The organism is Insulibacter thermoxylanivorax (assembly GCF_015472005.1).
GTDB lineage: Bacteria > Bacillota > Bacilli > Paenibacillales > DA-C8 > Insulibacter > Insulibacter thermoxylanivorax.
Genome location: NZ_BMAQ01000005.1, coordinates 71,437 through 85,245, shown reverse-complemented (window position 1 = coordinate 85,245; position 13,809 = coordinate 71,437). Strand labels below are relative to the sequence as shown.

Genomic DNA, 13,809 nt, shown 5'->3' with positions numbered 1-13,809 from the left:
ACGTGTTCGCAGAGATCATCCTCCCTCTAAGCGCTGGACTGGCCATGTTTCTATTCAGCATGAAAGTGATGGAACTGGCGCTTCATCATTGGGCCGGCTCCCGCCTGCAGGAGTGGATCGAGCGCTCCACGCGCACGCCCGTACACGGTCTCGTCACAGGGACTGCGGTCACCGCCCTGCTGCAAAGTTCCTCCGCTGTCACCGTGATCACCATCGGCCTCGTCAATGCGAGGCTGATGGACTTCTCGCGCACCCTCGGCATCATCCTCGGGACGAACATCGGCACCTGCCTGACGACGGAACTCATCGGGTTGAACATCCATCATTACGGCATCCCCTTGCTTGCGGTCAGCTTCCCGATCTGGCTGATCTGCAGCCTGCTGCCCGATGCTTGGACCTCCATGCCGCCGCTTCGGAGCATCATTCACAGCATCCGGTTTCTTGCCCTGGCCTTGTCCGGCCTGGCCGGCATCCTGCTGGGCATGGTTGTGATGCAAAGTCCGATCCCCGCCCTGCAAGCCCACGGCATGTTCGCCTGGTTCCTCGAGCAAGCGCAGATCAGCCTGCTCTGGGGCGTGATCGCCGGTGCCGCACTCACAGCCGTTATCCACAGCAGTTCTGCAACGATCGCCTTGACGATGAATCTGGCTGCGGTGCATGTGATCTCCATCGATCTCGGCATCGCCGTCATCCTCGGCGCGAATATCGGCACCTGCGTCACCGCCCTGCTCGCTGCGATCGGCGGCAGCCGCCCCGGCCTGTTCGTCGCTTGGGCCCATATCCTGTTGAATGTAGGAGGGGCCGTGCTTTTCTTCCCGCTCATCGATGTCCTGGCTCAAGTTTCTGCGCTGTTCGGAGGCAGTGAAGCCTCGCAGCTCGCCCATGCCCAGACGATCTTCAACATCGTCTGCTCACTCATCGCTCTGCCGATCTGCTATCTTCCCGTCTTCCGTCGGAACAGCCTGTGACCTTTAGATCGATGCTGCGAGCCAATCAGCCGGCTGCTCTTGATAAAAAATGACCAACAGCGCCCCTGCGCCGTTAGTCATCAACCATAGATCCGTTCATTGTCCGTTCATTTTTTGCTCACTATGAATCTCTGTTAAACTGCTTTTCTCTGAAAATAGACATATCCCGCGATGAAGAACAGGAGGAAGCTCCCCCCGACGACGGTGATGAGCTGCTCCCATGGGACGAAGAAAACATCCCCTTCACCGCCGCCGATATACATCATGGAGAAGGGCTGCGCCCAGGGATAATAAGGAGCCGCTTTGTCCGAGTTGATCACGAGGATCGTCGGCAGGGTGAAGATCACGTTCACCGCGAAGGGCATGGCGAAGCTCTTCCATACCATCGATAACCACAGCTGCAACGCAGCTAAAGGGAAGGTCGCGATCCAGCCGCCGATGATGCTCTTCAGAACGATGTCCAAAGGGAATGGATCGGTGAATCCCTGTATACGCCCAACGATGTAGATCGTCGCCAGATAGGTGAGCTGCATGAGCCCGATCAAGAGAAGCACCGTGATATACTTCGCCGCATAAACTTGCCCCCGCGTCACGGGCAGGGCCAGCAGCTGCTTCCAGCCTCCCGCCTGATGTTCATAGCGGCATACCATGCCGGCAAAAACCCCTGTGATCAGCGGCAGGAACAAGAGCGCATAGATCATGTTCATCACAAGCAGCGGCAAATACCACTGATTGATATCCGCTTCGATATTCAGCTGAGTAACTCCGCTTAACAGGCCGGCAAGCGGTGCAGCGGGCAGTGCCCATACCACGCCCGTTCTAAGCAGCTTGTAGCTTTCGGAGCGTAAGAGCCGCAGCATCTACTTCACATCCCTTCTGACAAAATCGATCATCCCAAATACGTAGACGGCAATTCCCACGGCGAGTCCTAACAGCGCACTGAACAGCGGCTCCTGCCAATCGTTCTGCAGCGTCGGCCACTTCCAGATCATCCAGTCCGGCAGATAATAAGCCATGAACGTCAGGATGACGCTGATGATGCCGGATGTCATCACGACCCCTTGATGTTCTATAACCGCAGCCAGCCATAGGTGGAGCGCCAGGAGAGGAAGCGAAGCGAAGAACGGATAGAAGCTGTACTCCAAAAGTGCTCCGTAGGGGATCTTGCCGTCCAAATCAAGCGCCAGACCGAGGGCCAGTGAAGCGATGGCAAGCACGATGGAGGCTGTCAGCAGGAGTCCGATCAACACGGTGAACTTGGACAGATAGACGCTCCACTTGCTCACCGGCAATGCGAGCAGCTGTTTCCACGCCTTCGTCTCGTTCTCAATACTGGTCATAAGTGACGTGAGAATCGCGATCCCGAGCACTAACGCCAGCGGTGTGAAGCTGCTGACATTGCTCAGGTAATAGAGCCAATGGTCGTCGCTTTGTTGCAGCAAGTAATCTCTGCGCACCCCGTAGTTTACGATCTGCAGAGCTACCACGCCCAAGGGACCGAGGAAGGTGAGGAACCATAGGCCTTTGCGTCTGATCTTGAGCAGTTCCACTTGTAACAATCTGCCGATCATATAAGCTGCTCCCCTCCCGTCATCTGTAGAAAGATCTCTTCGAGCGAACGCTTCTCCTCCTCCACGCGATACACCGGCACTCCCTCCTGAACTAGGGTGCGAACCGCAGCAGCAACCGCATCATCCGTTGGATCAATCAAGGTCACTTGTTCGCGGGCCAGATCCGCCTTCATGCCGGTAGCCATCAGCGCTCGCCAAGCGCGCTCCGCCTGCCCCACGCGCAAGGTCACCTTATGCTGCGCATGACGCCGCATAGCCTCGATCGTATCCTGAAAGATCAATCGTCCGCGGCTTACCACGCCGACGGTAGTCGCGATCTGATCGATCTCCGACAGCAGATGGCTGGAGATGAGGACAGTCATCCCGTATTGTTCCGGAAGACTGCGGATCAGATTGCGCATCTCGATGATTCCGGACGGATCCAGACCATTCGTCGGCTCGTCCAACACGAGCAGTTCCGGCTCATGGAGCAATGCATTGGCGATTCCGAGTCTTTGTTTCATACCGAGGGAGAAACCTTTGACCTTCTTGTTCGCGGCCTCCGTCAGTCTAACGATCTTCAGTACATCATGGATGCGTGATTTCGAACATCCGATGATCTTGCGGCTGGCCTCTAGATTCTCATAGGCCGTTAGATGAGGATAATAGGACGGGTTCTCGACCAGTGATCCTACCCTCCGCAAGATCTGTATCCGATGCTTCTTCAGGTCTTGTTGGAAGATACGCACCGATCCTGAAGTTGGCTTCATCAGTCCAAGCAGCATGCGGATCGTCGTCGTCTTTCCGGCGCCGTTTGGCCCCAGGAAGCCGTAGATATGACCGCGCGGGATACGCATATTCAGCGCATCCACAGCCGTTTCACGGCCAAATTTTTTGGTTAGATTATGGGTTTCAACGATATATTCCACTCCGATCACCTCAATGTCTATCTTAGGGAACCAAGGTTAAAACAAGGTCGGAGGGAAGGTTAAATTTTGTTTAAAAAACAGTGCCGTTAAGGTTAAATGGTTTAAAAAAAGCCGCATTCAACGGCTGATGATCCAATATGTATGCTGTCATGTTTCAATGGCTGCGGCTCGCCGGCGGCAGGTCATCCAAATCGTAGATCCGCTTGATCTGAACGACGGTGCCGCTGACATCGGAATGGACATCCCAGTGCAGATTCATGCCGAGGAGCATCCGGTCAACGATCGACAGACCGATTCCTGCCCCCTTCTCCTCCGAAGAACCGCTTCCCATGCCCGGTCCCCGGTCAGCGATGACCAAGGCATCATAGGCGGAAGTTGTTTCCGTGCTCACGCGGACAAACCGGCCCTGCTTCGCATGGCGCAGCACGTTTTGGAACAAATTGTCCAACACCCTGCCCATCCAGATGGGATCGATCTCCCAATGGCTCACACGCAGCGGCGCCAGGTCAACATCCACTTCAAAACCTTCCCGTTCAAACAGCGGATACCAAGTAGCCAGATGCTCTCTGACGAAACGCAGAACATCCGTTGAGCGCGGAGCATATTGGTACTTATTGGCCATGAGCAAGGTATAAGCCATGAGATTGTCGATCAGACGATCCATGCTGACAACGGAGCTCTCCATCGCTTCGATCGCCCTGCGGCCTTCAGCGGACAGATTCTCCTTGTTGATCGTGAAGGCTTGTGCGCGAATCTTCGTCAACGGGGTGCGCAGATCATGGGAGAGGTTAGCGATCAGCTCGCGGCGCAGCTGTTCCTCTTCCTGTTCGCGGCGTTTGCTTTCCTTCAGCTCCTCGATCATCTCGTTGAAGGACTGCTCCAATTGGCCGATCTCATCCTGTTTGCGCACATCGATCGGCACAGGCAAACCGTCAACGTCGCGAATGGACATGGCCTCCTGCAGCTGGACAAGCCGTTTGCGAATGCCGCGGAAGAACATGTAGGAGATCAGGATGAACAGCAGGATGATCAGGATGAGCGCGGCAAAGATCCACTCTGCATATTCCTCGTACAGCAGGGCGTAATCTGAGAGGAAGAAGCGTCTGTCGATCTCAAACACAACAAATCCTGAACCGCCCTCATCACCCGCAAAGGCGATCACCGTGAAGGGATCGCCGCCGTAACGCTCCTTGATGAAGGCTGCTGTGTAAGATGCGGACCAGGATGTCGGCAGGGATTCGCTTGCATCCAGCTCAACGGCCAGATCGCCTTGCTCGTCCACCCAGAACATCGAGGCTTCCGGATACCTGGTCTTCCATTCGCGGAACAGCTCCAACACGGACTCGCGGGTCACTTCTGTTAAGCTGCCCGCTGCTTCATGCCAGTCCTTCTCGATCTGTTGGGCAGAGGGCATGCCGTCGGCAGCCTCCCTGCGAAAGTTGATGCCGATCGTCAGCACCAGGGAAAGCGTGATATAAGTGAATTGGATGAGGACAAGCCCGACGAAGATGATCAACATGTATTTCGCTTGCAGCGAACGAAACAGCCGGCTCATTTTCTCACCCTGTAGCCGATTCCGCGGATCGTTTCGATGATCTCTGGTTTCGCGGGATCCGCTTCCAGTTTCTCGCGGAGATAGCGGATGTGAACCATCAGCGTCTTGTCGCCCTCGATATAGGATTCCCCCCAGACGGCTTCATACAGCTGTTCTTTCGTCAGGATCTGATTGAGATGTCTGAGAAAATAATGGAACAGATGAAACTGCTTGCCCGACAACACGATCTCGCTGTTATCCCGCGTATCGATGATCCGCATGTCCTTGGGATAGACCTTCAGGTGTTTGAGTTCGAGCACCTCTTCGAAGCGCTGGCTGCGCCGCAGAAGCACTTCGATCCGGGCTGCCAGCTCATCGGGGTGGAAGGGTTTCGTCAAGTAATCATCGGCGAAACTCAGTCCCTCGATCTTATCCTCAACAGCACTGCGGGCGGAAAGCATCAACACCGGCAGATCGGGAGCTTCGCGCTTCAAGCGCTTGCCGACGGAGAAGCCGTCCAGCCCCGGGAGCATGACGTCCAGCACGGCCACATCCGCTTCTGCCGCATAGCGTTCTGCGTTCTCCCCGCTCGTCAGCCAGGTGACCTGATACCCCCTGTCGGTCAGGTCCTGGGTAACCCATCGGCCGATTTCTTGCTCATCCTCGATATAAAGCACATGCACCATCCTGCCTCCCCCTCTCCCCAAGAAGGTGCTATATTCCGTAAGGTGCACTTCCGTGTGCACCTTAGCGGTATTAAGCCGCAAGGCACGAACCCAACTGAACTTACACGGAACTCAATAGGACTTACTGCCGGTTAATCCCTGCATAATCGCTGCGCCGGAGCTCGTCCCCAATCTCGATGCACCAGCTTCGATCATGGCCACAGCGGTTTGATAATCGCGGATGCCGCCGGATGCCTTCACCTGCATGTTATCGGAGACGCTGCTGCGCATCAGACGCACGTGATGGACCGTAGCTCCGCCGGGTCCAAAACCGGTGGATGTTTTTACGAAATGGGCGCCGGCTTGTTCAGCGATCTTGCATGCTTCAACGATCTGTTCATCGGTAAGATATCCCGTCTCCAGGATCACCTTAACCGCAGCCGCTCCCTGCACGGCATTCACAACACTGCGGATATCCTTCTCTACTGCAGCATACTGCCCGTCCAGAAACAGACCGATCTGCATGACCATATCGATCTCCGTGGCGCCATCATCGGCCGCCAGCTCCGCTTCGTAGGCTTTGGCTGCATCAGCAGCTGCCCCCAAGGGGAAGCCGCACACCGCGCTGATGCCGACGGATGTGCCGCTTAAGAGCTGTGCACATTCGCGCACCCAGACGCCGTTGACGCAGACGCTCTTGAACTGATATTCCATCGCTTCACGGCATAATCTCTCGATATCCGATTTAGAAGCTTCTGGTTTGAGGTACGTATGATCGATGGCAGAAGCCAGATTCATCCTCCTCGCTCCTTTCTTCCTTATGCTGCGATCAGTTCGCCGCTGCCTTCGCAAGCGGCTCCCCGACCAATACGCCGCGGCAATCATTGACTCCGGGTTCGGTGAGCTTCACCTTGCACACCTCACCGATCAGCTCCTCAGACCCTTCGAAGATCACATGCAAGTAGTTGTCCGAATAACCGGCGATCTCGCCTTCCTGTAAGATTCCCTTGCGGGAACGCTCCGGGATCACGTCCAGAACTTGTCCGACGAATTGCTGGGCATAGGCCAGCTGCTGTCTCTCCGACAGGTCGATCAGCGCATGCACTCTCTCCTGCTTCACTTCTTCAGCGACCTGGTCATGCATGCGGGCTGCCGGCGTTCCCGTCCGCTTCGAATAAGGGAAAACATGGAGTTCCGAGAAATTCATCTTCTCGATAAATTCGTAGCCGCTGTAGAAATGTTCCTCCGTCTCGCCGGGAAATCCCACGATGATATCGCTTGTAATCGCCACACCGGGCATCGCTTCGCGAATCGCGGCGATCTTCTCCGCATACTCCGCTGTGGTGTACTTACGGCGCATCCGCTTCAAGATCGTATCGTTGCCGGCTTGCAGCGGGATATGCAGGTGGCGGCACATCTTATCCGAAGAACGAAGCACGTCAAGCACCTCATCGGTGATCTGACTAGCTTCAATCGAACTGATCCGCACCCGTTTCAAGCCGTCGATCTGATCCAGATCTTGCAGCAATCTGGCCAGGCTGTAATCCTCCAGATCTTCTCCGTAACCGCCGGTATGGATGCCTGTCAGCACGATCTCCTTGTAGCCCGCATCCACCAGCATGCGCGCTTGCCTTAGCACGCTCTCCGGTTCGCGGCTGCGCATCAGCCCCCGCGACCAAGGGATGATGCAGAAAGTGCAGAAATTATTGCATCCTTCCTGAATCTTCAAGAAAGCCCGCGTCTGATTGGCAAACTCCGGCACATCCAGTTCTTCAAACTGCCGCGTCTTCATGATATTACGCACCGCATTGATCGGCTGCCGTTTCACCTGGATCTCCTTCACCAGGTCGACGATCTGGTCCCGGTCCTGCGTGCCGATGACAAGATCGACGCCCGGGATCGCCAGGATCTCGCCGGGCGATGTCTGAGCGTAACAGCCAGTAACGGCGATGACGGCATCGGGATTGCGGCGAATCGCCCGGCGGATGATCTGCCGGCTCTTGCGATCCCCGGTATTGGTCACAGTACAAGTATTGATTACATAAACATCTGCGGTTTGTTCAAAATCCACCTGCTCATATCCTTCTTTTTTGAACTGCTGCCAGATCGCTTCCGTGTCATAGAAATTGACCTTGCATCCTAATGTGTGAAAGGCGATTGTAGGCATCAGTGCGTTCCCCCCATCTCGTAGAATTCATACATGATGCAAGCAAGCCCTGCCAGCGCAGCGGTTTCCGTCCGCAGGATGCGCCGGCCAAGTGAAACCAGCTGAAAGCCGCACAGCTTCGCTTCCTCCGCTTCCCGCTCGGAGAAGCCCCCCTCCGGCCCTACCACCAACAGGATCGACGGCTTACGCTGATGATTGCCTCCATGCGACGGATTCAGACGCAATTGCTGCAGGAGCGGCCGCAATGCTGCGGATCCGCCGGCCTTCTCATAACAAAAAAGGGCCATATCAAATTGTTCCGCCATCTCCATGATCTCGCGCCATGCATGGGGCGCAGTCACCTGCGGAATGCGGTTGCGATGCGCCTGTTCCGCGGCTTCCTTAGCAATCTTGCGCCAGCGTTCCAGCCGCTTCGCTTCTTTGCGGGCGTCGTACTGCACGACGGTTCGCTCAGAGACGAAAGGGATGAAGCGGCTGGCCCCAAGTTCCGTTCCCTTCTGAATCACAAGTTCGAGCTTATCCCCCTTCGGCAAGCTCTGGGCCACCGTCACCAGCACCTCGGGTTCCCTGTCCATCGGCAGCCATTCGATGATCTTGGCTTCCGCGCTGTCTTTGGCGATCATCGTCAGCTCCGCCAACACTTCACGCTGCTCGCCGTCGCTGACGATGATGCGGTCGCCTTCCCGAGCCCGCATGACTCGGATCAGGTGATGGGCCTCATCGCCGTCTAGAAGGACTCTTTGGTCCGCGAATTTTTCCGCAGATACAAAATACCGTTGCATATATTCTTAACCTGTCCTTTCTCCCGCCAACTGTATGTATCCGAATCTGAACAATCCGACTCTATCAGAAAATCGCTCTGATAAAAACAAACAACTCTTGCCAACGCCACAGTACAGGATCCGCCCCATCCGAGGGTCCATCATCCGAAGATCATAAGAACGAGATCCACCAGGCCGACATAGATCTTGTCTGTCAAACCGAAGATCGGTTCAAGGGTGTAGCGGCGAATCGGCGGAATAAATACCATCAGCAGAAAAGCGAAGATCCCCCAGTGTTCGTACTGGGATATCTTCGCGCGCGTGCGGCTTGGCGCAAGATCCTCTATGATGCGGTAGCCGTCGAGCGGCGGCAGCGGGATCAGGTTGAAGACGAACAGGACGATGTTCAGGCGCACCAGGATGAAGAAAAACGTGTACACCGCCTCCTGTACGCCGAGCGACAAACTGCTGATCCCTAATCGCTGCAAGATCATCAGCAAGAGCAAGCCGACAAATGCGATCAATAGATTGCTTAAAGGTCCTGCCGCCGTCGTGATCACGCCCATCAAGCGCGGACGACGAAAATAAAACCTGTTGACAGGAACGGGTTTGGCCCAGCCGAAACCGGCGATCAGGATCAACAGAGTTCCGAACAAGTCCAGATGGGCCATCGGGTTCAAGGTAACCCGCCCCTCTTTGTAAGCGGTCGGGTCACCGAACTTGTACGCAGCATAGGCGTGGGCGAATTCATGCACCGTAAAGGCGATGCCGATCACGATCAGCACAAACGGCAATTGTTCCAACCGGAACGCCAGCACCTGATTCAAAACATCCATACGACAACTTCCCCCCTGCACCAGGATATGAACATGAGCTCAGTGTACAGAGAACCAGCATGAGGAGCTCAGCGGAACTCCCTGCTGCGGACCTTCTGCTGCTTCTGACGAGCTGATCAGCCTTTGCGAGCGACGATGGCCACCCAGTCCTCATCCTGCTGTCGGTCCACGATGATAAAGCCTGCTTCCTGCAGCTTGTCTTGCACCAGCTGTTCCTTGGCGGTAATCACGCCGGAAGCGATGAACAGCCCGCCGTCACACAGGACACGGTGAACATCATCCACGAAGGTCACGATGATCTCCGCTAAGATATTGGATACAACCAATTGCACGGGCAGATGCACGCCTAATGCCTCACGCTCCGCCGTATCCAAGACATGCAGCAGATCGCTCTCCAGCACCGTCACTTGCTCGAGGGCGTTCAAACTGACGTTCTCCTTCGTGCTGGAAACCGCCACCGGATCCAGATCAAGGGCTAACACGTGTCTGGCACCCAGCTTGGCCGCTGCGATCGCGAGGATCCCGGAGCCGGTGCCGACATCGATCACATCATCCCCTGGTGCAACATAACGCTCTAAGGTGCGAAGACAGAGGGAAGTCGTCGGATGGGTTCCCGTTCCGAAGGCCATGCCCGGGTCGAGCTCGATGACGATCTCCCCTTCGCCGGGTTCATAGGCTTCCCAAGTCGGCTTTACCGTTAAACGATCAGAGATGCGCACGGGCTTGTAGTAGGCTTTCCATGAATTGGCCCATTCCTCCTCGCGCACTTCGCTGTGATAAACCGTACCCTTGCCCGGATCTAATCCGAACTCGGGAAGCTTAGCGATGAAGCTTCGAACCTCTGCGAGGATGCTCTCGATCTTCGTTCCTTCTTCAGGAAAGTAAGCCTTCATCTCCGCTTCTCCTTCGGGCAGATCGTTGAGAGGAAACTCATACCATTGCCCGAAGGAGGTATCCCGCGGCCGATTCAAAGTGCCGGATTCCTCGATGCTGACCCCGCCGGCTCCCAGGCGGCGCAGGAAATCCGCGATCGCCTCTGCAGCTTCCTCCGTTGTATGTATCGTAACCTCGAACCATTTCATGATTTCTGCCTCTTTTCTTTTTTGTCTCCTGGTTTGCTGTCCATCATTGTACTACAAAGATCCTTCCCCTGCCAATTATTTGCCGCCGCCTCAGTTTGCCGTATCCTTATAGGTATATGACAAACATAAGCCTCGGACATCTCCTAAGAAGATATCCGAGGCTTCTAAGTTTATCAGATGAGATCGGCGCCGTACTTCTCTGCAATCTCCGCCGCACGCTTGTAGTCCTCCCCCTTCAATTGCGCTTCCATCACATAGGACCGAGGGGAGAAGTTCCCGCCTTCATGCTCATAATCCGTGCCGGTATTGCCCGCCGGGACAGCACTTGCTGCGGGGGTCGATGAACTCGTATTAAAGGTCGGATAACCGTAGAAAACGGTGAAATTCATGGGCTCTGAGGCGCGAAAGCTTTGATTTTCCGACAGCGTGCGGATATCTACGACGACGCCGAACAAGGAGCGAATCTCCGTCGCAGCTGCCTCAGCATCCTGCAGACTGTCAAAGCGGGCATTCAGCACGATCTCAGCCATTATACGAACCCTCCCGTCTCGCGTATGATGGTCATGGCTTGTTCACAGACATCTTCTCGGAACACGGCCGTCAGCAGCACATCCCGTCCCACGGTCAATGCATCTCCCCGATCTGCCATGCCGCTGGCATCGGGCTCAGCCGCGGCCAAGATGGCTGCTGAACGGTTGGTGAAATCACCTGACAGCGTCAGTTCTCCAAGTCCGTCGATTTCGCCGGTGACGGGATTCAGAATCTCTTGGTGACCCGAACCCGGATAAGCGCCGAAACGGTCGATGCTCGCATCGATCACACGCAGCGCCTGCAGTTTACGCAAAGCTCCCCGGGCCTCTTCTTCACTGCGATAATAGGCCAGGATCGATCGTTCCTTCATGTCGTAGCCTCCTGTCTTGCGGGCAGTGCACGCCCTTGCCGCCATGTCTGCGAGCTGTGCACGATCATTCCGCCGAATACGTCTTAGTCCGACTGCTGTGCAAGCCCTAGGTGCGGCCCATCTGCCTGCGCTCAGCTGCCTCGGCTGTCGCTTGCGCCTGTTGATCTTCCACATCGGCCAACTCTTCCGCATACTCTACATCATGACGGCGACCGATGGGCATCGGTCGTCTGTGCTTCTGATTCGCCTTATGCATGGTCAGTCACCTCCCTTTCCCCTCTGCCGCCTGCAGCCCTTCATCAAATCCATCAACTGTCAGAGAGGCATCGATAATCGAGAACTGAGATGCACTGTACTTAATTCAGTGCAGAGTCGGTTCCGCTGGTTCTTGAGGCGTTTCCCCTGCCTGAGGCTTAACTCCATCAAGCAAACCTTGCTCCCGCCGCGGTGTTGTTCCTGCTCCCGCGGCTAAGGCAGCGTAATACTTGGCTTGATCCGCAGTGGAGATGAACCCGAGCTCTACATCGAGGGCGGGCGCTAAGAATGGATCAAGGGCGCATAGATCCTGCACGGTGAATTGCGAAAGATGGGTTTTGCCCGTGGAATAGGCGATGAGTTCCATCTCATGTACACATGCGTTCAAAAAGTTCGTCAGATTCGTTACGCTGCGGTCGATGTCGAGAGCGTCGGTCATCTTTGAGGAATAGATCACCAGGTCAACCGGCGGTTCGAAGGGGATCGCTTCGGTCATCTGATCGCCGATCATCGCAACCAAAGCTGCTGTTCCCGTATACACGGCATCTGCGCCTAGCGCCAGCGCTTTCAGAAAATGCCCCGGTGTTACCAAACCGCCGGCTGCGATTAGGCTGACGTCCTTTGCCCCTTGGCTGGAGAGAAATCTAGCCGCTCGCCTGACTGCGAACATCGTCGGCAGGCCTAGATCGTCTTCGAGGATCGGAGCAGCCGCATGGGTCCCGCCTTCGGCCCCATCCACCGTGACAAAATCGACTCCTGCTTCAAGCGCGATGCTGAGTTCCTGCTCCAACAGATGGGTCGCTGCGATCTTGAGTCCCACCGGCACGCCGGTCTCGTCCTGGAGGCGTCTGACCAATGCGATGAATTGCTCCTTCGTATCCACGCCCGGCAGCCGGGAATGGATCACCGCATCCTCTCCTTCCTCCAAGCCGAACACCTCCCGATACTCAGGTCCGATCTTTTCAGCCTTCGCCCGCTGCGGCGAGGAACCTTGCGCTCCTTGACCCAATTGAATCTCTATCGCATCCAAACGCTTGTACTGCTCGGGCTGATTCAACCAGCCGCCGCGGTTATATTGGCCGATCAAGAGCTTGGCTTCCTTGCGCTCCTCCTCCATCAGACCCGCCTCACCGGTATTGGTTGCTGTACCTACCATGGAAGCTGCTCTCGCCAAAGCGATTTTTGCATGTTTGCTCAGCGCCCCGCCGTAAGACATCGCTGCGATCATGATCGGAATTGAGATCTCGAGCGGCTTCTTAGCCCGTCTGCCGATGACGACGGAAGTACTGATCGCTTCTGTATCCGGCGTCGGGAAGGTCGTCAGATGAACCGGATTGAACAACAGCTTCTCCCACGGCGAGAAGTGAAGATGCGAACCGAGCGGACGCCCCGGAGGCTTGCCTTGGCTTGCCCGCATCACGTTTTCAACCAGGTTGATCGCACCGACTTTCTTCGTACCTGTCACCAGTTCGAAGACATTCTCAATGTATTGGTCTCGGATCAGCCTCTCGACTCCTTTATCCACAGCTTCATCGATTGCCTTGTGCACCATATTCGAGATCCATTTGAACACTGGCTACCACCATCTTCTCACTATGAAATGTCATTCTTGGCTGATCAGCCGCTTCACAAACGCCATTGGGTCGATGTTATCATTCCACATGCCGCCGGGCTTCATTCATTTCGTAAGCAACCCGGACCAAAGTATGATTTTCACGATTTCGTCAAAAATAATAGATGATTTTTATTAAAAAATATGCTATATTTGATTATGTCGCTTCTCCCCTTATGGAGAAGACATTCGTCGGGAAGTGGCTCAGCTTGGTAGAGCACCACGTTCGGGACGTGGGGGTCGCAGGTTCGAATCCTGTCTTCCCGACCACCTATACGATCTTCCATTGCGGGTGTAGTTCAGTGGTAGAACGCCGGCTTCCCAAGCCTGAAGCGGGGGTTCGATTCCCCTCACCCGCTTTGATATAGGGACATGAAGGACGCGGTCCAATCGATACCGCGTCCTTTTTGTAGTATTCTTGCAGGGAGAAACAGGAAGCCTGTGAACGCAAGCGATGATGCGATTATTTAATGGAATGCCATTTTTATGTAAATTGGTTTCAAGCATTTTTCCTCTCATGTATAATACTACTAAATCTCCTATTAACCC

The 13,809-nt window shown here is 55.3% G+C and carries 15 protein-coding genes and 2 tRNA genes; 3 read left to right on the top strand and 14 right to left on the bottom strand.

Annotation, left to right across the window (positions count from 1 at the left end; translation table 11 throughout):
• The first annotated feature begins 2 nt into the window (after positions 1 to 2).
• Positions 3 to 968 carry a Na/Pi cotransporter family protein gene (locus PRECH8_RS03435; protein ID WP_200965687.1) on the top strand — a complete coding sequence of 322 codons (966 nt, stop codon included), beginning with the start codon at positions 3 to 5 and terminating at the stop codon, positions 966 to 968.
• A gap of 134 nt (positions 969 to 1,102) precedes the next feature.
• Here the strand turns inward: PRECH8_RS03435 and PRECH8_RS03430 are convergent, their stop codons facing one another.
• The 14 genes from PRECH8_RS03430 to PRECH8_RS03365 all read right to left on the bottom strand — a co-directional run bounded on the left by PRECH8_RS03430 (position 1,103) and on the right by PRECH8_RS03365 (position 13,221).
• A complete protein-coding gene (locus tag PRECH8_RS03430; RefSeq protein ID WP_200965686.1) occupies positions 1,103 to 1,828 on the bottom strand; it encodes an ABC transporter permease in 726 nt (241 codons plus the stop codon).
• The gene (locus tag PRECH8_RS03425; RefSeq protein ID WP_200965685.1) at positions 1,829 to 2,539 is read right to left on the bottom strand and encodes an ABC transporter permease; all 711 of its coding nucleotides are present in this window, start codon (positions 2,537 to 2,539) and stop codon (positions 1,829 to 1,831) included.
• A complete protein-coding gene (locus PRECH8_RS03420; RefSeq protein WP_200965684.1) occupies positions 2,536 to 3,447 on the bottom strand; it encodes an ABC transporter ATP-binding protein in 912 nt (303 codons plus the stop codon). The genes PRECH8_RS03425 and PRECH8_RS03420 overlap by 4 nt, the downstream gene beginning before the upstream one ends.
• 154 nt (positions 3,448 to 3,601) lie before the next feature.
• On the bottom strand, positions 3,602 to 5,002 hold the full coding sequence (locus PRECH8_RS03415) for a sensor histidine kinase (protein ID WP_200965683.1): 1,401 nt from the start codon (positions 5,000 to 5,002) through the stop codon (positions 3,602 to 3,604).
• Complete coding sequence (locus PRECH8_RS03410; RefSeq protein ID WP_200965682.1) at positions 4,999 to 5,667, bottom strand: response regulator transcription factor; 669 nt, start codon at positions 5,665 to 5,667, stop codon at positions 4,999 to 5,001. The genes PRECH8_RS03415 and PRECH8_RS03410 overlap by 4 nt, the downstream gene beginning before the upstream one ends.
• 111 nt (positions 5,668 to 5,778) lie before the next feature.
• Positions 5,779 to 6,444, bottom strand: coding sequence for a deoxyribose-phosphate aldolase (gene deoC / locus PRECH8_RS03405; RefSeq protein ID WP_200965681.1), 666 nt, complete (start codon positions 6,442 to 6,444; stop codon positions 5,779 to 5,781).
• A 31-nt stretch (positions 6,445 to 6,475) separates the two neighbouring features.
• Entirely contained in the window at positions 6,476 to 7,813 is a 1,338-nt protein-coding gene (mtaB, locus tag PRECH8_RS03400) for a tRNA (N(6)-L-threonylcarbamoyladenosine(37)-C(2))-methylthiotransferase MtaB (RefSeq protein WP_200965680.1), read from the bottom strand.
• Positions 7,813 to 8,595 carry a 16S rRNA (uracil(1498)-N(3))-methyltransferase gene (locus tag PRECH8_RS03395; protein ID WP_200965679.1) on the bottom strand — a complete coding sequence of 261 codons (783 nt, stop codon included), beginning with the start codon at positions 8,593 to 8,595 and terminating at the stop codon, positions 7,813 to 7,815. The genes mtaB and PRECH8_RS03395 overlap by 1 nt, the downstream gene beginning before the upstream one ends.
• Before the next feature lie 140 nt (positions 8,596 to 8,735).
• On the bottom strand, positions 8,736 to 9,410 hold the full coding sequence (locus PRECH8_RS03390; protein WP_200965678.1) for a site-2 protease family protein: 675 nt from the start codon (positions 9,408 to 9,410) through the stop codon (positions 8,736 to 8,738).
• A gap of 116 nt (positions 9,411 to 9,526) precedes the next feature.
• Positions 9,527 to 10,492: a 50S ribosomal protein L11 methyltransferase gene (gene prmA / locus PRECH8_RS03385; RefSeq protein WP_200965677.1), complete on the bottom strand. Its 966-nt coding sequence runs from the start codon at positions 10,490 to 10,492 to the stop codon at positions 9,527 to 9,529.
• Positions 10,493 to 10,665: 173 nt separating this feature from the next.
• Positions 10,666 to 11,022, bottom strand: a complete 357-nt coding sequence (locus PRECH8_RS03380) for a hypothetical protein (RefSeq protein WP_200965676.1) — start codon at positions 11,020 to 11,022, stop codon at positions 10,666 to 10,668.
• On the bottom strand, positions 11,022 to 11,393 hold the full coding sequence (locus PRECH8_RS03375) for a hypothetical protein (RefSeq protein WP_200965675.1): 372 nt from the start codon (positions 11,391 to 11,393) through the stop codon (positions 11,022 to 11,024). Before PRECH8_RS03375 ends, PRECH8_RS03380 begins: the two co-directional genes overlap by 1 nt.
• A gap of 106 nt (positions 11,394 to 11,499) precedes the next feature.
• Complete coding sequence (locus PRECH8_RS03370) at positions 11,500 to 11,649, bottom strand: YfhD family protein (RefSeq protein ID WP_200965674.1); 150 nt, start codon at positions 11,647 to 11,649, stop codon at positions 11,500 to 11,502.
• A gap of 105 nt (positions 11,650 to 11,754) precedes the next feature.
• Positions 11,755 to 13,221, bottom strand: coding sequence for an FMN-binding glutamate synthase family protein (locus tag PRECH8_RS03365; RefSeq protein WP_200965673.1), 1,467 nt, complete (start codon positions 13,219 to 13,221; stop codon positions 11,755 to 11,757).
• 232 nt (positions 13,222 to 13,453) lie between these two features.
• On the opposite strand from PRECH8_RS03365, the gene PRECH8_RS03360 reads away from it, so the two are divergent.
• Positions 13,454 to 13,530, top strand: a tRNA-Pro gene (locus PRECH8_RS03360).
• Positions 13,531 to 13,548: 18 nt separating this feature from the next.
• Positions 13,549 to 13,619: transfer RNA gene (locus PRECH8_RS03355), tRNA-Gly, on the top strand.
• Positions 13,620 to 13,809 lie beyond the last annotated feature (190 nt).

What these genes read in the sequence shown, in the direction of transcription:
- PRECH8_RS03410 (WP_200965682.1), bottom strand. Translation starts at nt 5,667, where the DNA reads ATGGTGCATGTGCTTTATATCGAGGATGAGCAAGAAATCGGCCGATGG.
- PRECH8_RS03425 (WP_200965685.1), bottom strand. Translation starts at nt 2,539, where the DNA reads ATGATCGGCAGATTGTTACAAGTGGAACTGCTCAAGATCAGACGCAAA.
- mtaB (WP_200965680.1), bottom strand. Translation starts at nt 7,813, where the DNA reads ATGCCTACAATCGCCTTTCACACATTAGGATGCAAGGTCAATTTCTAT.
- PRECH8_RS03415 (WP_200965683.1), bottom strand. Translation starts at nt 5,002, where the DNA reads ATGAGCCGGCTGTTTCGTTCGCTGCAAGCGAAATACATGTTGATCATC.
- PRECH8_RS03430 (WP_200965686.1), bottom strand. Translation starts at nt 1,828, where the DNA reads ATGCTGCGGCTCTTACGCTCCGAAAGCTACAAGCTGCTTAGAACGGGC.
- PRECH8_RS03395 (WP_200965679.1), bottom strand. Translation starts at nt 8,595, where the DNA reads ATGCAACGGTATTTTGTATCTGCGGAAAAATTCGCGGACCAAAGAGTC.
- PRECH8_RS03375 (WP_200965675.1), bottom strand. Translation starts at nt 11,393, where the DNA reads ATGAAGGAACGATCGATCCTGGCCTATTATCGCAGTGAAGAAGAGGCC.
- deoC (WP_200965681.1), bottom strand. Translation starts at nt 6,444, where the DNA reads ATGAATCTGGCTTCTGCCATCGATCATACGTACCTCAAACCAGAAGCT.
- PRECH8_RS03370 (WP_200965674.1), bottom strand. Translation starts at nt 11,649, where the DNA reads ATGCATAAGGCGAATCAGAAGCACAGACGACCGATGCCCATCGGTCGC.
- PRECH8_RS03390 (WP_200965678.1), bottom strand. Translation starts at nt 9,410, where the DNA reads ATGGATGTTTTGAATCAGGTGCTGGCGTTCCGGTTGGAACAATTGCCG.
- PRECH8_RS03380 (WP_200965676.1), bottom strand. Translation starts at nt 11,022, where the DNA reads ATGGCTGAGATCGTGCTGAATGCCCGCTTTGACAGTCTGCAGGATGCT.
- prmA (WP_200965677.1), bottom strand. Translation starts at nt 10,492, where the DNA reads ATGAAATGGTTCGAGGTTACGATACATACAACGGAGGAAGCTGCAGAG.